This is a genomic window from Bacillus thuringiensis (assembly GCF_022095615.2).
In the GTDB taxonomy this organism is placed as follows: domain Bacteria; phylum Bacillota; class Bacilli; order Bacillales; family Bacillaceae_G; genus Bacillus_A; species Bacillus_A cereus_AG.
In genome coordinates this window covers 13,503-36,531 of the sequence record NZ_CP155561.1, presented here as the reverse complement: position 1 = coordinate 36,531, position 23,029 = coordinate 13,503, and the positions used below count along the sequence as shown (strand labels likewise).

The window sequence follows — 23,029 nt, the reverse complement described above, 5'->3', positions numbered from 1 at the left end:
TCTTAAGTATATAAACTAGGTTATCCTCGTAGTTCCTGCGGTTAGAAGGTGAATCACTTCGTTTCTAAAATTCACTCCTATGTTAATATCCCAACCATGATGTGTGTCGCAAGAAAAGCATTTCCACTAACAAAGCTTGAGACGTTTAACATATTTATTTTGTTAATCACAATCCGAGCATAGCTTATTGATAACAAACATTTCAAATGCGATCACAACTTGCTTTATATTCCAACGGATTACGTAATTTCGATCGATTTACCGCTTTGAGCATATTACTTATAGATTTTCAATACCAATTATATCTTGGTTTTTAATGATTTTGGTAGAGATTTTATCCAGTAATACTTTTTGGTATTTTTTAATATGTTCATGGTTTTTTGTCAACTTTATACGTTGTTTCTGCCAGTTTGAAGGTCCTTTCTTCCTTCTAAAAAGGATTCGTTGTACCTCTAATAACCTTATTAATTTGCGGAAGAATTTAGGATCTTTATATATAGTTCTATTTGAAAACATAGCAAAATCCTTTCATCCCATATCAAGCCCCACAAAAATTTCTGTTTTAGGTAGTTTTCTCTTCTGTCTCACTAATTAAGAAACAAAGTATTTATCATTTGAATTCCGTCTATTAGTCGCATTTAAAATATGGTATCGTTACTTCAAGAATCTTTGCAAGATTCACAAGTCCAAATTCCGGTGATTTTATTCAATTGCCTATCACAGCAAGATCTCCATATATTTATTGCGCTTGGGCTTGGATTATGGAGCATCGTTCTATTTCTTAAAATAGTGTAAAAAATATCAGCTGCTTGATAGGTTGTTCTTGATATGGGTAGCCACGCAATTTATACGCTTCCTTGATTAACATAAATTGTCTCTTACTTTCTTATATGATCTATATTTTACAAAAAAATGTAATATTACACCTAACGACATTCATATCCCATCTAAAACGATTATTTGACAACGATACCTTTTTGAAGTGGATTCTTCTGTCGGAAAACATACAAATGAAAGCACTCTGACTAGAGGTGATTAAAGAAATTTTCTATCCAAGTATAGCCCAAATAGTTTTACTCTAATACTTTGCAACAGAACCAGAAATTTATTATCATTTAGCCTAGGTACGCATAAAAAACTATGCATAAAATACCTAAAAATTTGCTTACTATAATTGAAAGGAGAACATTTAATTGCATACAACTTTACATTTGAACTTAAGAGTCGATCCGACCCAATACATCTCCCAGATTAGAGAAATTCCTAATTATAATTACATCCATATGGTGCGACAACCACAATATATGACAGATCTTTCTCTTTTGAATGAGAAAGTTCATTATTTCAGTGATATCTTTTCTCCAAAAGAATATGTGAAAAAAAATAATATCTCACTCTTACATGCTCATCATGGTCAATTAGGGATGTTGTTACTTCCTTTTAAAATTGAAACAAACCTTCCATTGGTAACAAGTATTCGAGGAAGGGATGCGACGCTAGCTAATCAGCCTATTGGTTATCTTGAAAACATGAAATTGCTTTTTGGTCAAGGGGAACGTTTCTTTCCAGTATGCAAGTATTTAGCCGATAGGCTAATTGCTTGGGGCTGTCCTCCAGAAAAAATTAGGGTGTTATATGGTGGTGTTGACCTTAGCCAATACAATTATCAAACTCTCCAGAAAGAGGGAACTCAAAACATTTTATCTGTTGGTAGATTAGTAGAGAAAAAAGGACACCACATCTTAATGAAAGCGTTTAAAAAGATTAAAGGTGAATTTCCAAAAGCCACACTCACAATTATTGGAAGAGGAGAACTGGAAGAATATATAAAGTCCTTGGCGATTCAACTTAACTTAGGAAACTCTTTTCGTTTATTAAATCACCTCCCTAAAGATCACGTACGAGAACAAATGAACAATGCAGATATATTTTGCGCAGCTAGCTTAGAAGCTTTTAATGGAGATATAGAAGGTATACCTAATACATTAAAAGAAGCTATGGCGCTTGGGGTACCAGTGATTTCGACTGACCATGCGGGCATCCCTGAATTAATAACAAATAATAAGGAAGGCATATTAGTACAAGAAAATAATGTAGATGCGCTGGCAAATGCTCTTGAATTTATGCTAACAAATAGAGATATGTGGAAATCCTATACATTAGCGGCTCGTAAAAAAATCGAAGAAAACTTTAGCCTCGTTCAACAGCTTCAACAGCAAGCTGAATTTTATGATGAACTAATAGGTCCTTATAAAAAGAATTCAATTTTGCCTCGAAAAAAAAACAAAAAAACACCTAGCAATTATATTCAACAACTTCAACATCAGTTTAAAGATGAAGAAATAGTAGTCTCTCGTAAAAAAGATAAAGAAACACAAAGAATCCAAAACGTAAAAAAAGCTCTTAATTATATTCAACAACTTCAACATCAGCTTAAAGATGAAGAAACGGTAGTCTCTCATAAAGAAGATAAAAAACAACAAAGAACCCAAAATGTGAAAAAAGCTCTTGGTTATATCGAACAGCTTCAATAATAAGCGAAAGATGTGAGATTAGGAGGATAATCATGAAGGATTTCAAAGCGATTACCGTAGCCAAAGGTAAAAAAAATTTAGAAATTCACAATCCCACTACCTATCCACTGATAGGTATGGGAACTCAAGGTGCTGTATTTAAAATTGCAGAAGATAAATGTGTGAAAATTTATTCAGACCCGGCACAAGCAAAAATAGAAGGAAAAGTCCTTAAAAATGGGCAAAATTTTCCCTTTATGCCTGTAGTATATGATACTGGATCAAACTATATAGTCATGGAATATTTTAATGCTCCAACCTTAAAAGAATACCTTAAAGATTGTATGTATATGCCTAGTTTTATAGTAGAGAAACTTCTATCTATATTAAAGAAATTAAAACAAGCAAAAATTACCATGATAGACGCCTCTCTACACAATATTTTTGTAGTCGACAATGATGAACTTAAGGTGATTGGCTATGAGAATTCCTTCAAAAAAAAATACCCTGTGCCACAAAAATTATTAAGAGATTTAAAAACAATCCTGTTAAAGGACTCATTCTTAGCTCAGGTGAAAAATCTTGAACCGGACATTTTTAATGAATGGAATAAATATTTAAATCGTAAAAATTTAGACTTTAGAAATATTACCGTCCTCCATGGAGGTTCAGGGAATGGTGTAAAAATAGATAGTACGATTACCCAAGCACTAATTGGGAAAGGGCATCAAGGAGCCGTTTATAGGGTGTCTGAAGACCAATGCGTAAAGATATACGGAGAAACTGAGCATGCAAATCGAGAAAAAAATGTTCTTTTATCAAGTCAACATTTATCTTTTATCCCAAAAGTATTTGAAACAGGACCAAATTATATTTTAATGGAATATCTTTCAGGACCAGATTTAAATACTTTTCTGAAAAAACAATCTATATTTTCTGAAGACATAACAAGGCGATTACTCTATATATTAAAAAAGATGAAAAAATCAGGTTTCAAAAAAATCGATGCACCTTTACGACATATTATTGTAACCAACAATGGTTTTAAATTAGTCGATCATGTGTACTCATTTTCACATGATCAAAAAACCCCCCTCGAGTTATTTAGAAACCTAGGCGAAAGAAATTTTTTAGATACTTTTCTAGAACAAGTAAAAGAAATAGATCCTAAAACATACGCTAAATGGACGAAAGACAAAACTGTCTATTAAATGATAGTAGGTCTATTTCGCTACGTTTATTATTTTGCAAATGATGAATCTTGTTTTTTATTCCCTTATTCAGTTGGAAAAGTAAATGATTCTCGTTGACTCGTTACGGAACATGTAGTAGCAGGGGGGATTTACTATTTTATCCCTTATATAAAAGTGCGCTACCAAAATCAGTATTTCCTATTAAATATAAAAAAACTTGACAATTGAATGTGATTAAGGATATCCATTTGAATAATAAAATCTCTTTGTAATTGATGACTGATTTGGGTTCGAAAACTCATGAGATTTGAAGCTAAAATGGGGGGCGGGCTCCAAATAAATAAAAAATCAATCTTCTCGGGGAAAATGAAATTTCTGGTTGTTTTTTTCTGAATTCCAGCATAATGAACTTGCTTAGCTTTTGTAAAGTATTGAAAATAGAAGCTCATAATTACAACTTAATATTAGGTATTTTAGATGTCGTGAAAATTTTATATAGAAAGGATTGGAATTAATACTATGAAAATCTTGGTGACAGGGGCGGTAGGTTTTATTGGTTTCCACCTAGCAAAACGTTTGTTGGCTCAAGATATCAATGTTATAGGTGTAGATAACTTAAATGATTATTATGATATTTTTTTAAAGAAAGATCGCCTTAAAATATTGCGAGAAAACGATAATTTCGAATTCCATAAAATAAATATATCAAATAAAGAAGAATTAAATAAAATATTTACAGACAAAAAGGTTAATATAGTCATTAATTTAGCCGCTCAAGCGGGAGTACGTTATAGTATTGATAACCCAGATTCTTATATTAATTCCAATTTAGTTGGATTTGTAAATGTTTTAGAGGCATGCCGACAATATAATGTCGAGCATTTAATTTATGCATCCTCAAGTTCTGTCTACGGAGCTAATACTAATATTCCTTTCTCAACAAAAGACTCAGTAAATCATCCAGTAAGTTTATATGCTGCTACGAAAAAATCTAATGAATTGTTGGCTCATACCTATAGTCATTTATTTAATATACCAACCACTGGACTCAGGTTCTTTACTGTATATGGCCCTTGGGGGAGACCTGATATGGCTTATTACTCATTTACCCAAAATATTATTGAAGAGAATACAATTAAGGTTTTTAATAATGGGGATATGAAAAGAGATTTTACTTATATTGATGATATTGTTGAGGCAATAATTCGATTACTCGATAATGCACCAATATATAACGGAAGATGGGATACAGCTAACCCTGACCCAAGTTCAAGCTATGCTCCGTACAAAATCTATAACATTGGTAACCATAATCCTATTAAATTAATGGATTTTATTAATATATTAGAAAAACTAATTGGAAAAAAGGCAAAAATAGAATTTTTACCCCTACAACAAGGGGATGTTAAGGAGACATATGCGGATATCTCCGATTTGCAGGCTGATGTGGGCTTCTATCCTTCAACAACAATAGCAGAAGGTTTAACTCAGTTTGTAAATTGGTACAATAAGTACTATGTGAAATGAAGTTCTGTTGAAAAGTTTGTTCATGTTTAACCACGAACAAACTAAAAAATGAAGCTGTCAGAGACAGCCCCATTTTAAATAGTTATTTATTTTTATGATTACATTATTTTTTGAATTTGAAGCGATTGTAAACTCGTAAAATGTAGATTTTTTTCTCCATCTATCCATTTGACAAATGAATAATCCATTCCTAGAAAATTACCCCATTTTTTTAACAAATAACCATATGAATAGACCTTAATGGGATCTCCGACTTTTATTTTCCATTTTTGATATACGGTATGTCGTTTACAACGATTACATTCACATACCCTTTGTTTTATCACCTTTAAAACCTCCTTACGAAGATTATTTTCATTATATTTAACATTACTCATCGTGTCTATATTCTCCTTTAAGATCATCATCGTGATGATGTTGCTCATCTCGATGACTATACCCATAACGAATTTTTTCAATATTAATGACATCTAAACTTGTATAACAATCGTTTCCATTTCGTTTAATCCAATAAATAAAATCCTCACTTTTTTCTTCTGTAAACCGAATAAAGATCCCTTCTCCTTCGTATCTTCCAGCAGAATACACCTTTATTCGATCTCCCTCACATAAATCAAAAAAGCGTTTTCTTGTCATGTTAGCCGTCTCCCTTTTCTAAAATTATTCATTTCACAAATAGCATATGCTGTACATTAGCCTATTGATTGGGCGGTTAATCAATTGGTTCTGTTGTAAAGTTCCTTAAGCCTAGTAACACTCTTGAAAAAAGGAGTGAGGAGAATCATAAATGCGATATTTTTAAGAAAAACAGTTCAAGAAAGGCATTATTTTAATAGCCGTCGGCTACTACTTTCGTTTTTCCAAATACGCAGGATTTCAAAGTATTAGCCATGCTTCACGTACTATAAAGGAAATTTAAACCATTTATACTGTATATAAACAAAACCGCAGTTTGCGACAAAACCGCGGTTTTTAAACGTACAATAAATTGAAAATATTACTTATAATTGCATAAGGTTTAATCGTACTCAATTTAAATTTTTATCCGTTAAGAAACTTTGCAACAAAACCCTTAAATATATTTTTTAAAATTTGAGCATACTAATATTTTAAAATGGTGTGTGATCAGCATGGAAAAAGACAGTATGTTCGAATGGAAACATTATCAGCCAGATATTATTGTATTAACGGTAAAACCTAAGTTTTCATGCTTTGTTGGAAGTGAAGAAGGAACGAGTACTATTTTTGTCTCATACAACCATTATGCGTTAGGTCGATATGGACTATAATTAAATGAGCGGATTCGAAAGCATCTGGAGCTAAAGAATGATTATTAGGAAATGGGATGAATATACATAAAAATTAAAGGAGAGAAAATATATTTATATCGTGCTATTGATTTTGAAGGAAACACTATTGACCTTTCTTTGAGTAGTAAAAAGGCTGCCAAGTATTTTCTAAAGAAATCCTTGGCTTCTTATCATGCCACAAAACCACGTGTAATAATTGTATTTTTTATAAAAGAATATAAAGATAAAAAGAACATACCACATGATATACCACTTCGTATGAAAAAATATTTAAACAACATCATTGAACAGGACCATCGTTTTATCAAAAAACGAATCCAAAATATGCTTGGATTGAAATCATTGCAAACTGCTACAAAGTGATTGCTGGAATAGAAGTCATGCATAGGATCAACAGAGGACAAATCAAATTAAGGGTGCAGTCTGTCAGATATCAATATGTTTATCCATCAGCTGTTTGGATTGACTGCCTAAGAGTTGAATTTGTGAGAAATGTACTTCTTTTTTTGCTTCTGGCTATCTTTTTGTATCATAACCCTTTTTTGCTGGAGAGAATGAACATATCGTTAGAAAAATCATGAATATTTAGATTAAAGTCAGTCATGTATATGTTTATTGTTTTGTGTATCAGAAATTGTGAGTATAAGGGAAGAATAAAAATGAATTTATATCAAAATAAAAGTGAAAACTAAATATTGTATTATTTACGAATTGTTCAAAAAATAATACTTATTCAAGGCATAAGTTAGCAAATAATTCATAAGTTTCTTTACAAAATACAAGTTATAAAGATTGGCTTAATATGTGTCAAACTATTACTCTACTTTGTACTCCTAGAGACTCTGACATTAATTCAGTTGCTGCCGCTATAGGGGTAATAGCTTCTATAATTGGTCTTACTCCTGGTCCGGGAGAAGCTATAGGATTAATTTTAGGAGCTTTTTCATCAATAATACCTTTTCTTTGGCCAGAGAATAAAACTATAGTATGGGAGGAATTTACACATAGAGGGCTAAATCTTATTAGACCAGAGCTATCACAAGAAGCCATAGAACGTATATTAATCCCTCTCAAAGGATATTACAGTGCACTATTAGAAAAACTTCAGTTATTTGAGAAAGAGTTTGCAATATGGCAGAACGTAAAAAACTCAGCTACTACAAGGGATGTATTATTAAGATTTTCAGCTATTGACAATGCCATTATAGATCTTAAAAAATAATTAATAATAAATGTAAGTAATAAACCTGAATTACTTAGTCTCTATGCACAAACTGTAAATATTGATTTAATATTATACCAAAGAGGTGCTAAATATGGTGATGAATGGGTAAAATATACTCGAGATCAACCGATATCATTTAAAACTTCACAACAATATTATACTGATTTAAAAAATAAAATAAAAAATTATACTAATGATATTGCAGAAACATATAGAAACGGTTTAAATATAATTAAAAATAAACCAAATATCCCATGGGATATTTTCAATGAGTATCGTAGAGAGATTACTCTAAGTGCATTAGATTTAGTTGCATTATTCTCAAATTATGATATATGTAAATATCCAATCTCGACAAAAACAGAGCTTACTAGAAAAGTTTATATGTCATCATTTTATTTACAACAAGCTCAACAAAGTGAAAGTCTACAATCATTGGAAAACAAGCTTACACATCCCCCATCATTATTTACCTGGTTAAAAAGATTATCTCTTTATACAATACGTGAAACTTTCAACCCAACTTTTCAGGTGGCTTCATTGTCTGGTCTTAAACCTATATATAGTTATACTCACCAACAGCAATCTTTATATTTTGGTCTAACTCAAAGAGTCGCAAGTGGTACACCACAAGAAATAAGATTTGATTATTTTGTTTATAAATTACTTCTGTTACAATTCAGGGATCCAAATAATTTTTATCCAATATCTGGAATACCTAGGCTGAGTTTTTATATAAGTGAGTATTCTGGTAACCAGAAGCCAAATCAAGATTATTATTCAGGGGTACTATAAAATGTTATATTAATATATATTAATGTTTTGCGAAACTCAACAATATCAAATAATATTTCTATTAACCAAACAAAACATGTGCTATCTGATATTAAAATGATATACTCTCGAACTGGTGAAATTTATCCAATTTATACTTTTGGATACTCATTCGCTTGGACACATACCAGTGTAGAACCTAATAATCTAATTGTTCCAAGTAGAATTACACAAATTCCTGCTGTTAAAGCTCAGGTCTTACTTCAAATGCTAAAGTAATTGCAGGTCCTGGTCATACAGGCGGAGATTTAGTTGCTCTTCTAAGTGATGTTTTTGGTAACAGTAGGATGTCAATCGAATGTAAAACAGGTAACTTTACTGGTACTTCCAGACGTTATGGTTTACGTATACGTTATGCTGCAAATAATGCATTTACAGCGACTGTATCATATTTATTAGATGGTACTCAATTCGGTGCAGCATTTACTACAGAACGTACATTTTCAAGACCTAATAAGATAATACCAACAGATTTAAAATACGAGGAGTTTAAATATAAAGAGTATAATCAGGTTTTTACAATGGATTTACCTCCAAATACAACAATAGATATAGCTATTTGACAAGGAACTGGGTTATCAAATAATCAAATTATTATTGACAGAATTGAATTTTATCCAGTGGATTAAGGTGTAATAGCTTGTACATTGAACTAAATCTTAGAATAATTAAAGACAGCAGCGAATGATTTATGTATCGATTAACACAAAGTATTTACTAATTTAGATGGGATTGTCATTCAGAAAAGCGGAGAGGTTGTGAATTCTATGTTTACAAATGGGGCGAAAAATATTTTGAAAATAGAAACGACAAATCATGAAATAGATCAGGCTGCAATTTCTTTAAAGACTATTTTAGAGGAAGAACATTCTAAAGAGAATATGATGTTATGGGATGAAGTAAAACATGCAAAAGACCTCAGTCATTCCCGTAATCTAATTCAAAATGGTGATTTTGAAGACTTATTTAATGGCTGGACTACAAGTAATAATATGTCCATTCATAACGATAATTCAATTTTTAAAGGACAATATCTAAATATGCATGGGGCGAGGGATATTTACGGAATCTTATTCCCAACATATATATACCAGAAAATTGACGAATCCAAATTAAAACCTTACACACGTTATCAAATAAGAGGATTTGCGGGAAGTAGTAAAGAGCTAAAATTAATGGTAATTTGTTATGGAAAAGAAATAGATACCATCATGAATGTACCAAATGATATACCATACGTACCTTCTATGACTTTCTGTAATGAATTATACAACAATGAACAATCGCTGTACCAGAATAGAAATGTTGATTTTATTTAAAATTTCTTCCCCAGATGGTTCCGCGACATTAGATAATTTAAAAGTGATTGAAGAAGGCCCACTAACAGACGAAGCATTGACACATGTGAAGCGAAAGAAAAAGAAATGGAATCAACAAATGGAGAAAAAAACGCCTCGAAACACAACAATCCTATGATCCAGCAAAACAGGCTGTAGATGCCTTGTTCGCAACTGCACAAGGAGAAGAGTTACACTATCATACTACTTTAGGTCATATTCAAAACGCTGATCAGTTGGCACAGTTAATTCCGTATGTACACCATGAGTGGTTACCGGATGTTCCAGGTATGAACTATGATGTATATACAGACTTAAATGCGCGTATAACTCAAGCTTGTTATTTATATAAGGCACGAAATGTTATAACAAATGGTGGCTTTACACAAGTATTAATAGGATGGCACGCAACAGGAAAGGCCGCGGTGCAACAAATGGATGGTGCTTCTGTATTAGTTATATCAAACTGGAGTGCTGGGGTATCTCAAAATCTGCATGTCCAAGATCAACATGGATAAGTGTTACGTGTGATTGTAAAAAAAGAAGGTCATGGAAAAGGATATGTAACAGTGATGGATTGTAATGGACATCAGGAAACACTGAAGTTCACGTCTTGTGAAGAAGGATATATGACAAAAACAGTAGAGGTATTACCGCAAAGTAATCATGTACGAATTGAAATCGGAGAAACCGAGGATACGTTTTATATAGAAAGTATCGAGTTAATTTGTCTGAAAGGATAAATGTTTAAAATTATAAAAAATTAGAAATTATAAACATCCTAAAAATGGGTTTATTTAGTATTTGTAATTGTTGATTTAAAATTGAGATATTTTACAATTAAAAACCCAGACACTCATTTGAAACAAGACCATAGATATGTAAAAAGACGTTTTGTCAAATTCGCAGGATTTTATAGCATTCGTCATGCTTCACGTACCTTGAAAGGTATTGAAACCGTTCATGCTCTATATATATGAAAACGAAGCTTGCAACAAACAAGCTTCGTTTTTTCGACGTACAATGAGTTACATCAATTACTAACGATTGCATAAAATCTATCTGCAACATACTAACTTTTTATCTGTTCGGAAAATTTGCAACAACACTTTTTAAATAACAAAAATAAATATATGATTTTAAAACGCCCAGTCAATAGGCTTATGTACAGCATATGCTATTTGTGAAATGAATAATTTTAGCAAAGGGAGACAGCTAACATGACAAGAAAACGTCTTTTTGATTTATGTGAGGGAGATCGAATAAAGGTGTATTCCGCTGGAAGATTTGAAGGAGAGGGGATCTTTATTCGGTTTACAGAAGAGAAATGTGAGGATTTTATTTATTGGATTAAACGAAATGGAAATGATTGTTATACAAGTTTAGATGCCATAAATATAGAAAAAATTCGTTATGGATATAGTTATCGGGATGAACAAAATTATCATGATGGTGATCGTAGAGGGGAATATAGGCACGACGACTAATGTTAAATATAATGAAAATATTCTTCATAAGGAAATTTTTTAAAGGCGACGCAACAAAGGATATGTGAATGTAATCGTTACAAACGACATACCTTATATCAAAGATAGAAAGTAAAAATCAGGGGTTTCCATTAGAGTGTATTCATTTAGTTATTTGTTAAAAAAATGAGGAACCTTTTTAGCAATGGATTATTCATATGCCAAATGGATAGATAAAAAAACTACACGTTGCCAGTTTACAATTATTTTAATTTCAAAAATAAAGTGAGGAGATTAAAAAATAAAAAAGGCCGAATAGTAATTTAAACCCTTTATAAAGGGAATTTCAGGAAAAACAAGCAACATCAAGATGATATGATCGCCTTATAGTAGACAGGAAAAAGAAAGCACATTACCCTGTTTACTATGGAGGGGATTTTTTTATGGGTAAAATTAGATGAACTTTTTCAATGGATTTTAAAATGGAAGCTATTGAATTGTACTTATATAGAGGAATTGGGAGTTACATATTCAGTTATAGATAGTTGGATTGAAAAATATAAAAATGATGGTATTCTGGGCCTATAAGCTAAGATTCAAAAGAAAAAGTGGAGGCATTTTGGTTTAAAAGAACAATGCGTCTTGTCGGAAAATCTGTTAAACAGAGAGTTTTTAACTACAAGACCAAATGAAAAATGGGTTACAGACATAACCTAACTTACCTTTAACAATAAGGGCAAATATCTTTCCGTGATACTAGACTTTTACAATAAGGAAGTTGTGTCCTATCAAATGAGTGAATACAACAATTTTAAATTAGTTACAGACACAGTTAATAAAGCCTTAAGAAAAAGAAAAGTCCACGAAGCAGTATTATATATTGACCGAGGTTATCAGTATACGTCAAAAAAATATAATTAAAAAGCACAAAATAACTGTGAGTATGTCTAGGGAGGGAAAGTGTTTCGATAATGCATGTATAGAGAGTTTATTTAGTCATTTTAAGGCATAATGCTTTTATAGACATACGTTTCATGAAAAAGCAGAAGTTTTTAAGGTTACTAAAAGATATATGGGCTATTACAATAACAAAAGATTTCAAAAAAAATTAAACAACCTTAGTCCTATTGAATTTGGAATTAAGGCTGCTTAATGAAAAGACACCTAATCTATTACTGTCTACTTGGAGTAAGAACATCCAAAAGGAGTCATCTTCTTTAAATTTCATTGATATCTATAATGGTTATAGTACATCATATATTTCTTAATCCCTTGTTTCAACTCAGTAAAACAGGCGTGTGGTCCTCTTTTATCAAAAAACGAAGTTATACCATGTTAGGATTGGATATTTCCCCGTCAGCAAAAAGTATATTGACTTCAATAGAGACAATAGGATTGATTAAAGAAAGGCAAGACTTTATGAAGATAGAAGTTTGTCAAAAAACAAATCCATCTAAACAATAAAATATTCGGTATCACTATTAATTCTAATGTACACAATATTTATACAAGAATCTAAAGGTTGATAGAAAATTTCATTATTTTTTAATTGTTATTCATACTCAAAATAAAATTCCCCAGAAACTTTTACCACATTGTAATTTTCATCAAATACTTTTATTTCTAAATGGCGTATTTGGACATGTTCATCATCAATAACATAATAGGGTAATTGTCCCACGCTATATTTTACTACGTGGTCAACATGTAATGTTTCTTTATATGATAAAGCGATAGAACCATCCCTAGAATTTTTTTTGTATATTTTCCCATCATTGATTGGTTCAATATATAGATTAAGTAAATAAGATAAACTGCCCTTTATCTTTAAAGCATGTAAATCAATATCAACGTACCCACAATTATCCACTTCAATGGATTTTTTACATGTTTCTTTTATCATGGAAAGATGATTTAAATCATACATCACTTTTGGTTTTTTTTCCTTTTGTATCTGAAATCCATTTGGAATATTTAACAAAATATTGAATGGTAATCGATGATTCTTTTCTTTTATATTTGGATGTTGTTGCATTTTGGATTCAAAATCAGTTACAAGGGGATTATCTTGTGATTCACTTTGTGTGTGTTTTTGATGCTTGTTGTCCATGACATACGCCTCCCTTTTGTTCTGAAAATTCCTTTTATAGTTAAAAAAGCAAATTTACTCTCCTATATGTTTATGTAAAAATCTTTTCAATATGTTTTTTATTTATCTAATAGATATGTATACTAAATAGAATATCTATTAGATAAATAACCGAGAACAATTTTAATGTCAAGAAGGGATGCCATATTGTTCACCTTGGAAAACAATTACCAATAACTTAATAGATTTTATATTATTCTCCCAGGATGATTCATTTCACACCATAGGGCAGTTATGGAATAGTAAAAAGCAACAGATACTAAGTGATGATATAGAAATTCATTTTGTTGAAATTCCAAAATTGGTCAAATAACGAATGGAAGCAAAGTAAATCTATTGAAAAATATGAGTCATGACTCCTCATTCCGAATAGTGTCAGAAGCTCGTGAGAATTATGAAGAAGTTAAATTAGCACGTGCTCTAGAAGAGGGGGGGGAAGGAATTGAGAAAGGGAAAATTCACAGGTCTCAGTAAAAAAGAAAAACTACTATTATAATACATACTAAATACTAACTCTATAAAGTTGTACGGTTTTAGAGTCTTGTGCATGACTTTTAAGCCATTTTAACATGTTTCGCTACGTAAAAGCGGTACATTCATCCCATGTCTAATGGCGGATTTAAGCCCTGCAGGGGCTTTCTCGTATCGTAAATCTATAACTTATGCGTATAATGGTTGTATAAGCCTATAGTTCAATTCATTAAAAATAAAATATTGATTTAATTCATATGATTGGGGAAAAATCCAATAACTGTAGTATTGATTGACTCTATGTTAGAAAAATATATCGAAAAAAAACACAAGGAATTTTGGTAATAGTAGCAAATTTTTATGTATTATAAGGGAAATAAAAAATTTCAGGAGGTCTATATGTATCAATTCCGAGATAAATTAATGCCAGGTGCGATTCCCATTCGTCAGATTGATGAAGTGCAATATATGGGAGAGCAATATATTATTATTTGGCATCCTATTTATGGCGGATTTGTAGCTTCTCATTGTACCGGGGAATTTATCCCATTTAATGTGTTAGATAAAGTAGAATACAAAAAGAATTTAAAAAATTATTACCCAACTAAGAAAAAAACATTTAATATATGAACTAAAAATTATTTAAGAGGGGTACTATTAATAATTGAGTAACATCTACTAATTTATGGATTTGAAAAAGGGACTGACTTTTAAAATCAAAAAGAATATATGGTCGAATTCCACTTACTTAACACTCTAATAAGTTGCTTGAAGTGGGGGACCAAAGTATCCCTCGGTTCTATAGAGGGAAATCTCCGTAGTCCCTACGGTTAGAAACCTTAAGACCCCTTTTTTGAATTTTTTTCCTGTATTCATATCTCTATCATAATACATACCACAAGAAGGGCAATTCCATTCACGAAGGTTTAGATCTTTCACGTCTTTAATTTTGTTGCCACAATGAGAATAATTTGGAGAGCTTGTTAATGTTTTAAGTACCACGATTGCTTGTTTCTCCATACTACTCTAATTTGTACACAAGCATCTTTCTAAATTATGACCAAGATACTTATTGTATCGCCTTCGCTATCTTGTGATTTTTTAACATATATGATACTTGTAAAGATTCTGTTGCAAAGTTTCTTAACAGATGAAAAGTTGGTATGATCGCAGATGGATTTTATGTGTTCGTTAATAATTGATGTAATTCATTGTACGTCGAAAAACGAAGTTTGGTTATTGCAAACTTCGTTTTCATTTATATATAGCATGAAAAGTTTTAATACCTTTCAAGGTACGCGAAGCATGGCAAATACTATGAAATCCTCCAGATTTGGCCAAATGACGTTTTACATGTCTATGGTCCTGTTATATGAGATTATTCAAATGCTTTATTGTACAATGCGTTGTATGTTTATAAAAGCCTTGTTCCTTTAATTTTTTGAATACACAAAGTAATGCCAGTATTTTGTCCGTTGTTAGAATCGTTGGTTCTCCAAACATTTTCACTAACCTTTACATAAAGGCGTAGGCAGCCCGATGATCCCGTTTTTTACGAAGTTGAATATCCATTGTGTACCCTTCTTTATCAATTGCACGATACAGGTAACGCTATGCCCTTTGACTTTTATATAGGCCTCATTTAATTTCCAGGATAATTGTACTCTTTTATTTTTCTTCTTCCAAATTTGATAGATAAGATGGCCATATTCATGAACCCAGCGTATAATAGTCGTTGGATATACACCTTGAAAGCAAGTTTGATCCAAATGCAGTTGGAGATCAGGGAAGATCCCTTGGACTGTTTCAACTCCGTTGAGGTGATTAGCACCTAGAGATTTAATGAACGAAAATTTGAAAAATGTAGAAACTAATACTCATATTGCTATATCTAATATGGTAAGTGCATATAACTGTGGTTTACAGAAAAGTTTCAGATAAACAATGGGATTCTTAGAATAGTCAGCGTATCTCTGGGATACGAGTAAGTTGAAATACGTTATAAAAAATGACACAAATCCTTGCCAAACTTTTTTCAGTTGATTGTTAACTTTCGTCAGGGCGAACGGACTAAAAACGGGGGGAAATTGCTCGACTTGAATGCGCGAGTATACGAGCCGAATCGCTTAAATCAATCGTTCTAAAATAGTTCTTATTTGACAAATATATACATAATACGTGGTGGTTCGCTCCCATAAGACGAGCCAGCACTTTAGCCAAAAAGAAAAAGTAAGATCAAACGACAAGAATTAAATCGTAAAAAAGAGAAAACCGACCGAGAATAAGTACTCATGCAAAGTAAACATAACGTCTAATTATCGGTAGCAAATAAAAAGAGAAATTCTAGTTAAATCAATGAATTTCTCTTTTTATTTATTATTTTTTTATGCATGATTTTATACACGATGGAGATATTAAGGTTTTTTAGACTTAGGAATGACCTGTATTAGTACAAAACAGTGCATAAAAACTTGTATAAAAATAGTTGAGTTTATGATGTTCTACTCTAAAAAAACTCTTTGAATTTGAAAAAGAAGGTGCTACCTTTTTAAAGGAGGAAGACACTATATAGTAACTGAAGAACAGCTTGGAGCAGAGGGGGGATAAAATATGGTTCAAACTTATTGGGGATCTAAGGTAGCCAAAAATTTAGGTGTTGACTCAAGTACTTTGCGTAAATATTGTCTTGCTTTGGAGGAAGCGGGGTATCCTTTTGAGCGTGGGAATAATAATTCTAGGATTTTTTATTATAAAGACGTATCAACTACAGAACGGATAGTAACTGCTATGAACAAGAAGAACGTAACGCTAGAACAGGCTATAAATCTAGCAATGACAAGTATTCGAGAAAGTGAGATAGCAACTGTTGATATAGATAAAGTCACAGATACAGAACACATAAAAGTATTAGGTAGGAGAACGTATAGAACGATTAGAGCATCTAAATTTAGAGTTGATTCAAAGATTGGATCAACAAAGTAAACTTTTACAAGAAACAGATGTTCAAAGCGTAATAAGGGAAGAACAAAGAGATGTTTTTTGTTTTGTATTAATCATGTTTTTTCAATTCTAAATATCGAAGGGATACTGTTTTGTAGTTTTATGTTGATTTCTTCAATTGTCACTATGTGTTGAGGATTTAGAGTTAAATACATCTTTTTTTCTGTTTCTAAATCTGTTTGTGAAATTATAATGAATTTATTGTAAATTTCTCCATCTTTATTTATAAGTTCTTTTTCAAGTAAAATATTAGATTGAATTGGTATAATATACTCATTTCCATTGGATAAGCTTATTTTAGAATATTTAATCATTTCGATTACCTCCTTGTTCATTTAAATAATTGGTTCGTAATCTAATATAAATATTTATATTAGATTAATTTTATTTTTAACACATATTATTTCTAAACGTATCTTGGTTGTATTCGATAATAATATAATTTTACTCTACCATTAGCAGTATATCCTATAAGAACATTAATACTTTTTTTAAAATCAACAATAGACGCCGAATTAGTTGATAGGCTTCTGATAGAAGACTATTTTACAGTATTTATGTGAAGTAAATATAATGTCTTTTTAAATGAGTATTACAAATTACTGATATCCATATATAAGTTTTTTAGTTTATAATTTATTTCATTTACATGTAAAAAGACACCCTAATGATATTATCCCCTTAAGGTAGCCAGTGTAAAAAGACCATGAACAAACATGGATGTTACACTTCTACTTGGAGGAGATTTTATTATGGAAAAAAAGTCTACATTTCAAACTTATTCAAATGAATTAAAGATACAAGCTGTAGAAAGTTTTTTAAACGGTGAGGGTAGTCAAGCAGCTATAGCGAAGAAATATGGACTTAAAAGTAGAACGCAATTAATAGAGTGGGTTAGGAAATATCAAGAAACAGGCGGTATTTCAGACTCACGTGGAAAAAGTAGTGGTAATAAGGGCCTCAAAAATCCCTTGAAAGGTCATCCTCGTACGAAATTCGATAGTATGGAAGAAGAGTTGGAATACTACAAGGCACAGGTGGCGTACTTAAAAAAGCAGTATCCAAATCTGTAGGGGGTGTCTTTGCTCAAACGACGAAGTACGAGATTATTGAAGAACTACGTTCTCGATACAAAGTAATTTGGCTTGTCGTCAGTGCTCAGTTAAATCGTTCTAGCTACTATAAATGGCGTTCAACACGTACGCAAAGAAAATTACGTTTTTCAAAGGATGATACACTGCGTGAACAAATTCAAGCGATTCACATAAAACACAAGGAATATGGCTATCCTAGTATGACAATTGCCTTACGAGAAGAGGGCTTTTTAGTGAATCACAAAAAAGTATGTAGACTTATGCAAGACCTTCAAATTCAATCAATCATCCGTAAAAAGCGTCTTTTTTTTAAAGGAAAGTCCTCGAAGATTTTCCGAAATGTAGTAGAACGCCAATTCCAAAATCGCAAACAAAATGAGGTATTTGTCACAGACATCACTTACTTGCCATTCAATAATAACACGGTTTGGGACAATCTTCTACTTGTTGTTGAAGGACTAATTAATCAACGAATAAACGAAGTCGAGAGAGAACGTATCATAAGGCAATATGAGGGTTTAAGAGCAGTTCTATCGAATTATAATACGGCATTTCGAAATTGGAATGAAAATGAAAGAACTCGTAATAATCCCGCACTTCAAGGTGAAGTAAGAAGCCGTTTTGATAATACAGATGATAGTTTTGCTATTCGTATGCCTGAATTTAGAATAAAAGGATTTGAAATACAATCGCTAGCTGTATATGCACAGGCCGCAACTCTCCATCTATTATTATTAAGGGATGCTGTAGTTAATGGGAGTGCATGGGGACTTGATCCAAAAACGATTGAAAGTCTTTATACTAAATTAGTATGTCTAATTAATGCATATGCGGATCACTGTACATTTGTTTATAGACAGGGTTTGCAGGAGTTAAGAAATAGAGGTAACTGGAGAAATTTCAATAATTACCGTAGAGATATGACTATTACTGTATTGGATATTATTTCTTTATTTTCAAATTATGACCCTCGCATATATTTTTATAATACAAACACACAACTTACAAGAGAAGTATGTACTGAACCAATTGCTTCTAGTAATTGGTTGAATAGTTATTCTAATCCAAATCAATTTCAACAAATAGAAAATAATCTTAATCCTTCACCTTCATTGTTTTCTACGCTCAGTACTCTTTTTGCAAGAACAGGTTTTTTCTATTACGATGACTTGTATACACCTAAGGATGCGATATTAAATACATCAATTCGTCTTACTAGAACAGATGGTACTACTATTATCACTACTCCTTGGCAAGGTGCACTTTCTCCTGATATTTCACAAGAACGGCAACTGACTTTTTCAGGTTATAAGGTTTATAAAGTCAATTCAATATTATCTAATACAGCCGTCCAATTCAATGGGGTTCAACGCGCTGATTTTCATATGGTAAACGAAGCTGGAACTGCTGTTCCTTCTCGAAGTATTGATCTGCCATTAACTACTTATTATTTCAGTAAAACATCCAATATACCAGGAACAAAATCAGAAACTCCAACCTATTTAGATTATACCCATATACTATCTTCGATAAGATCAACTTCAGTCGGAACGTCATATAGAAACAGATCAAATATTATAGCATATGGATGGACGCATACTAGCGCAGAACGAACGAATAGAATTCTCCCCAATAGCATTACACAAATTCCAGCTGTAAAAGCTTTTGCTTTAGAATCGGGAGCGAGTGTTAGCCCTGGACCTGGCCATACAGGAGGAGATGTAGTATCGTTAGCACTTTCAGGACGATTAATAATGCGTTTAACTCCTGCATCCATGGATACATATTACCGTGTTAGAATTCGCTATGCAACTTCTTATGGAGCTAGTTTAATGGTACAAAGGTGGTCGCCGAGTGGTTCTGTAAGTGGTTATTTTAGCTCTTCACCTACGGGGTCTTATACTAAATTTGGATATATGGATACCTTGGTTACTAACTTTAATCAATCAGGTGTGGAAATAATTATAGAAAATCGACATTATAGCAACATTATCATTGACAGAATTGAATTCATCCCAGTTAATTCTACGGCTTTAGAATATGAAGGAAGAAAAGATTTAGAAAAAGCAAAGAAAGCAGTGGGAAGTTTGTTTACCAATAATGGAAAAGAGGCTTTAAAAGTAGATACGACGGATTATGATGTGGATCAAGCTGCAAATCTAATAGAATATGTGCCAGAGGAACTATATGCAAACGAAAAAATGATTCTACTTGATGAAGTGAAACATGCCAAACAACTCAGTGAATCTCGTAATCTGATTCAAAATGGGAACTTTGAATTTCATATGGATGAATGGATGACAAGTAATAATGTAAGTATTCAAGCGGATACTCTGATATTCAAAGGGAACTATCTCAAAATGCCAGGATCAAGAGAGACAGAGGGAGGTACAACTAGGTTTCCAACGTATGTACTCCAAAAAATAGATGAATCAAAATTAAAACCATATACACGTTATAAAACTAGGGGCTTTGTCGGGAGTAGTCGTGATGTGAGGTTAATTGTGGAACGTTATGGTAAAGATGTGGATGTAATCCTAAATGTAAGAAATAATTTATCTTTTGATACTGAAGCTCCTTCCCGTATTGAAGCTAGTCCATGTCAGTCGCAACCTTATCCTATCATCCATGATGGATGTCCCACGAATATAATAGATACAAATTATTATGAAGGGTCTCAGTCTGGTCATGCTAACTTCAAAAAAGAACATAGGATATGCCATCAGTCTCATCAATTTGATTTTCACATTGATACAGGAGAAATATGCATAAACAAGAATCCAGGTATTTGGGTTATTTTTAAAATTTCCTCGCCAGAAGGACATGCAACCTTAGATAACATTGAGTTAATTGAAGAGGGCCCATTAGTTGGAGAATCACTCGTTCTCGTGAAAAAAAGAGAAAAGAAATGGAAAAATGAGATGGAAACAAGATGGCTCCAAACAAAAGAAGTGTATGAAAAGGCAAAAGTGGAAATAGATTCCTTATTTACAGATACACAAGATCAAGCTTTAAAATTCGACACAAACATTTCTCATATTATTTCAGTAGAGCATCTTGTACAATCCATGCCTTATGTTTATAACAGATGGATATCAGATGTACCAGGTATGAATTATGACATCTATAAAGAATTAGAACGTCGTATTACACAAGCATACTCTTTATATGAACATAGAAATATTATTAAAAATGGAGACTTTAATCATGGTTTAAATCACTGGCACGCGACGCCTTATGCGAAAGTGCAGCAAATAGATGGTACAGCTGTATTAGTGATTCCAAACTGGAGTTCCAGTGTGTCTCAAAATCTATGTGTAGAGTACAATCGTGGTTATGTATTGCATGTAACAGCGAAGAAAGAAGACATGGGAAAAGGATATGTAACTATTAGTGATTGCAATGGAAATCAAAAAACACTTACGTTCACTTCTTGTAATAATTATGTATCATACGAAATCACAAATGACCAATTGGATTATCGTGTAGGTCAAGGGAGAAATGAACAAAGTTGTTATAATCAAAATGAGATCACAAATGACCAATTGGATTATCGTGTAGGTCAAGAGATGAAGGAACAACGTAGTTACAATCCGGATGAAATAATAAATGAGCGCAGGAATTATGTAACAAAAACCATTGATTTTCTCCCAGATACAGATCAAGTACGCATTGATATTGGAGAAACCGAAGGTACGTTCAATATAGAAAGTGTAGAATTGATTTGCATGAAGAGCCAATAAATAAAAATATAGTTTAAAGTAAAAATAAGAAATAGTTTTTAACTATCATTAGAGAAAAGGGGAAGAGGGACTTTGTAAGCACCACAAATTCCTTCTTCTTTTTACGATAAAAATAGTATTGTTATATAAAAATATATAGGATTAATAGTAGGAATTCATATGAACGAAAGAAACTTAAAATATTTTGTGTCCTTAAAAATGAACATACCAAATAAACCTAGATAGGTATCACTTTTAAAAATTATGCTGCTTTCTTTTGTTTTCCAAGCCTACTATACTCATAGACAACACCCATAATATCAAAGACTGTCTTTTTCTCATATCTATTAGATTTCCGTCCATTCTTCTCTAAGAGGTGGAATAGGCGGATTAGAATCTTTGTCATTTTTATGGTGCTTTTTCGTATGGCTTGATACAACAGGTGTAAATGATTTTGAATCATTCCAATCGCTTTATATTCGCTTAATTCTCTTTTCTTCTTTTTTAAAAGAAGTTGACGCATTTTAAACATAGTAGAGGAGCACAGGAAGATAGCGAATAGCTTTCCATATAATTGGTACTCTAATCGTTCCTGTTTTACATGACGATAATGGTCTATTTTGAAAAGTGATTTCCACGTTTTAAAGATAATCACTATTTGGCAACGTAAAGTATATAATTCATGTACCTGTTCCATCGGAATCCATTCCCAAGGTATATTCGTCACGTAAACGTTTAATCCAGCTACCAATTTACTTTTCTCTGAGTACGTTCTATTTTTAGATTTTTCTTTTTCCAGAATCTTCGCTCGCCTTTTTTGAAGTTGCTCTTCTGCTAATCGATTAAAAATAACACGTGCAAATAGTTGTTGTTTATCACTTATATAAGCATGTGTTAATTCAAATGTTTCTCCAGGCTGTAGTTGTTTCAAAATCTGTTTCACATTGACTGGTATGTATTCCGATTGTTTCTTAATGACACCATTTTTAAAGTATTCTGGAGCTGGATTTTTTACATATACATTCGTATTTAATTTTAAACGAGAAATATAGTATGTACCTCGTTGATCCGTTTGATCTAAGTCTTCCAATGAAAAATAACCCAAATCACGAGTACATAAATCTCCTAGTCGTAAAGTATTTAAGCACTCCGTGCCAAATGTTTTGTCGTTATTTTTGGTTCTGGTGC

At 32.1% G+C, this 23,029-nt stretch carries 19 protein-coding genes and 12 pseudogenes; 23 read left to right on the top strand and 8 right to left on the bottom strand.

The features are described 5' to 3' along the window. Window positions 1–279: 279 nt before the first annotated feature. Complete coding sequence (locus KZZ19_RS29710; RefSeq protein ID WP_348638085.1) at window positions 280–516, bottom strand: hypothetical protein; 237 nt, start codon at window positions 514–516, stop codon at window positions 280–282. A gap of 677 nt (window positions 517–1,193) precedes the next feature. On the opposite strand from KZZ19_RS29710, the gene KZZ19_RS29705 reads away from it, so the two are divergent. The 3 genes from KZZ19_RS29705 (at window position 1,194) to KZZ19_RS29695 (ending at window position 5,233) form a co-directional block, all read left to right on the top strand. Continuing rightward, window positions 1,194–2,534 carry a glycosyltransferase gene (locus tag KZZ19_RS29705; protein WP_237982477.1) on the top strand — a complete coding sequence of 447 codons (1,341 nt, stop codon included), beginning with the start codon at window positions 1,194–1,196 and terminating at the stop codon, window positions 2,532–2,534. A gap of 32 nt (window positions 2,535–2,566) precedes the next feature. Further along, window positions 2,567–3,724, top strand: a complete 1,158-nt coding sequence (locus KZZ19_RS29700) for a hypothetical protein (RefSeq protein WP_237982478.1) — start codon at window positions 2,567–2,569, stop codon at window positions 3,722–3,724. A 501-nt stretch (window positions 3,725–4,225) separates the two neighbouring features. Beyond that, entirely contained in the window at window positions 4,226–5,233 is a 1,008-nt protein-coding gene (locus KZZ19_RS29695; RefSeq protein WP_237982479.1) for an NAD-dependent epimerase, read from the top strand. A 98-nt stretch (window positions 5,234–5,331) separates the two neighbouring features. Here KZZ19_RS29695 and KZZ19_RS29690 read toward each other — a convergent pair whose 3' ends face one another. Together KZZ19_RS29690 and KZZ19_RS29685 are read right to left on the bottom strand one after the other, a co-directional pair. After that, window positions 5,332–5,610, bottom strand: coding sequence for a hypothetical protein (locus tag KZZ19_RS29690; RefSeq protein WP_237982480.1), 279 nt, complete (start codon window positions 5,608–5,610; stop codon window positions 5,332–5,334). Continuing rightward, entirely contained in the window at window positions 5,603–5,869 is a 267-nt protein-coding gene (locus tag KZZ19_RS29685; RefSeq protein WP_237982481.1) for a hypothetical protein, read from the bottom strand. Before KZZ19_RS29685 ends, KZZ19_RS29690 begins: the two co-directional genes overlap by 8 nt. 151 nt (window positions 5,870–6,020) lie before the next feature. Between KZZ19_RS29685 and KZZ19_RS31285 the strand changes: the two are divergent. From KZZ19_RS31285 to KZZ19_RS31275, 14 genes and pseudogenes are all read left to right on the top strand, one after another. Then, window positions 6,021–6,095 (top strand): annotated as a pseudogene (locus tag KZZ19_RS31285) (IS6 family transposase); the annotation flags it as partial. Window positions 6,096–6,363: 268 nt separating this feature from the next. Beyond that, window positions 6,364–7,017 (top strand): annotated as a pseudogene (locus KZZ19_RS29680) (IS6 family transposase). A 328-nt stretch (window positions 7,018–7,345) separates the two neighbouring features. Continuing rightward, entirely contained in the window at window positions 7,346–7,765 is a 420-nt protein-coding gene (locus KZZ19_RS29675) for a hypothetical protein (protein WP_237982482.1), read from the top strand. A 3-nt stretch (window positions 7,766–7,768) separates the two neighbouring features. Beyond that, a pseudogene (locus KZZ19_RS29670) lies at window positions 7,769–8,041 on the top strand (insecticidal delta-endotoxin Cry8Ea1 family protein); the annotation flags it as partial. Between the two features lie 111 nt (window positions 8,042–8,152). Further along, window positions 8,153–8,563, top strand: a complete 411-nt coding sequence (locus KZZ19_RS29665; protein ID WP_237982483.1) for an insecticidal delta-endotoxin — start codon at window positions 8,153–8,155, stop codon at window positions 8,561–8,563. Between the two features lie 257 nt (window positions 8,564–8,820). Continuing rightward, window positions 8,821–9,165 (top strand): delta endotoxin C-terminal domain-containing protein, encoded by a 345-nt coding sequence (locus KZZ19_RS29660; protein WP_237982500.1) that lies wholly within the window; start codon window positions 8,821–8,823, stop codon window positions 9,163–9,165. Between the two features lie 204 nt (window positions 9,166–9,369). Beyond that, on the top strand, window positions 9,370–9,921 hold the full coding sequence (locus KZZ19_RS29655) for a hypothetical protein (protein ID WP_265413166.1): 552 nt from the start codon (window positions 9,370–9,372) through the stop codon (window positions 9,919–9,921). Further along, window positions 9,863–10,078 carry a hypothetical protein gene (locus tag KZZ19_RS29650; RefSeq protein WP_348638084.1) on the top strand — a complete coding sequence of 72 codons (216 nt, stop codon included), beginning with the start codon at window positions 9,863–9,865 and terminating at the stop codon, window positions 10,076–10,078. Before KZZ19_RS29655 ends, KZZ19_RS29650 begins: the two co-directional genes overlap by 59 nt. 151 nt (window positions 10,079–10,229) lie before the next feature. Continuing rightward, a pseudogene (locus KZZ19_RS29645) lies at window positions 10,230–10,682 on the top strand (hypothetical protein). 120 nt (window positions 10,683–10,802) lie between these two features. Beyond that, window positions 10,803–10,994 (top strand): annotated as a pseudogene (locus tag KZZ19_RS29640) (IS6 family transposase); the annotation flags it as partial. Between the two features lie 165 nt (window positions 10,995–11,159). Continuing rightward, the gene (locus KZZ19_RS29635) at window positions 11,160–11,426 is read left to right on the top strand and encodes a hypothetical protein (protein WP_237982486.1); all 267 of its coding nucleotides are present in this window, start codon (window positions 11,160–11,162) and stop codon (window positions 11,424–11,426) included. 449 nt (window positions 11,427–11,875) lie between these two features. Further along, window positions 11,876–11,990, top strand: a pseudogene (locus KZZ19_RS29630) (helix-turn-helix domain-containing protein); the annotation flags it as partial. 165 nt (window positions 11,991–12,155) lie between these two features. Next, complete coding sequence (locus tag KZZ19_RS31280) at window positions 12,156–12,326, top strand: hypothetical protein (RefSeq protein ID WP_432442738.1); 171 nt, start codon at window positions 12,156–12,158, stop codon at window positions 12,324–12,326. Between the two features lie 148 nt (window positions 12,327–12,474). Beyond that, a pseudogene (locus KZZ19_RS31275) lies at window positions 12,475–12,558 on the top strand (IS3 family transposase); the annotation flags it as partial. Window positions 12,559–12,957: 399 nt separating this feature from the next. Here the strand turns inward: KZZ19_RS31275 and KZZ19_RS29625 are convergent. Then, window positions 12,958–13,515 carry a hypothetical protein gene (locus KZZ19_RS29625; RefSeq protein WP_237982487.1) on the bottom strand — a complete coding sequence of 186 codons (558 nt, stop codon included), beginning with the start codon at window positions 13,513–13,515 and terminating at the stop codon, window positions 12,958–12,960. 169 nt (window positions 13,516–13,684) lie between these two features. Between KZZ19_RS29625 and KZZ19_RS29620 the strand changes: the two are divergent. Together KZZ19_RS29620 and KZZ19_RS29615 are read left to right on the top strand one after the other, a co-directional pair. Further along, window positions 13,685–13,986: pseudogene (locus tag KZZ19_RS29620) on the top strand (PD-(D/E)XK nuclease family transposase); the annotation flags it as partial. 438 nt (window positions 13,987–14,424) lie between these two features. Further along, entirely contained in the window at window positions 14,425–14,655 is a 231-nt protein-coding gene (locus KZZ19_RS29615) for a hypothetical protein (RefSeq protein ID WP_237982488.1), read from the top strand. Between the two features lie 126 nt (window positions 14,656–14,781). Here KZZ19_RS29615 and KZZ19_RS29610 read toward each other — a convergent pair whose 3' ends face one another. Both KZZ19_RS29610 and KZZ19_RS29605 read right to left on the bottom strand, forming a co-directional pair. Continuing rightward, on the bottom strand, window positions 14,782–15,045 hold the full coding sequence (locus tag KZZ19_RS29610) for a zinc ribbon domain-containing protein (protein ID WP_432442737.1): 264 nt from the start codon (window positions 15,043–15,045) through the stop codon (window positions 14,782–14,784). A gap of 160 nt (window positions 15,046–15,205) precedes the next feature. Next, window positions 15,206–15,761: pseudogene (locus tag KZZ19_RS29605) on the bottom strand (IS6 family transposase); the annotation flags it as partial. Between the two features lie 14 nt (window positions 15,762–15,775). Here KZZ19_RS29605 and KZZ19_RS29600 point away from each other — a divergent pair. Next, window positions 15,776–15,963: pseudogene (locus KZZ19_RS29600) on the top strand (transglycosylase SLT domain-containing protein); the annotation flags it as partial. 672 nt (window positions 15,964–16,635) lie between these two features. Further along, window positions 16,636–17,059 (top strand): annotated as a pseudogene (locus tag KZZ19_RS29595) (DUF3967 domain-containing protein); the annotation flags it as partial. Window positions 17,060–17,078: 19 nt separating this feature from the next. On the opposite strand, the gene KZZ19_RS29590 reads toward KZZ19_RS29595, so the two are convergent. Continuing rightward, entirely contained in the window at window positions 17,079–17,339 is a 261-nt protein-coding gene (locus KZZ19_RS29590; protein ID WP_237982489.1) for a hypothetical protein, read from the bottom strand. A 438-nt stretch (window positions 17,340–17,777) separates the two neighbouring features. Between KZZ19_RS29590 and KZZ19_RS29585 the strand changes: the two genes are divergently transcribed. Together KZZ19_RS29585 and KZZ19_RS29580 are read left to right on the top strand one after the other, a co-directional pair. Further along, window positions 17,778–18,098 carry a transposase gene (locus tag KZZ19_RS29585; protein ID WP_237982490.1) on the top strand — a complete coding sequence of 107 codons (321 nt, stop codon included), beginning with the start codon at window positions 17,778–17,780 and terminating at the stop codon, window positions 18,096–18,098. Then, the gene (locus KZZ19_RS29580; protein WP_348638089.1) at window positions 18,047–21,862 is read left to right on the top strand and encodes an insecticidal delta-endotoxin Cry8Ea1 family protein; all 3,816 of its coding nucleotides are present in this window, start codon (window positions 18,047–18,049) and stop codon (window positions 21,860–21,862) included. The genes KZZ19_RS29585 and KZZ19_RS29580 overlap by 52 nt, the downstream gene beginning before the upstream one ends. Window positions 21,863–22,103: 241 nt before the next feature. Here the strand turns inward: KZZ19_RS29580 and KZZ19_RS29575 are convergent. Further along, window positions 22,104–23,018: pseudogene (locus KZZ19_RS29575) on the bottom strand (IS4 family transposase); the annotation flags it as partial. Between the last annotated feature and the right edge of the window lie 11 nt (window positions 23,019–23,029).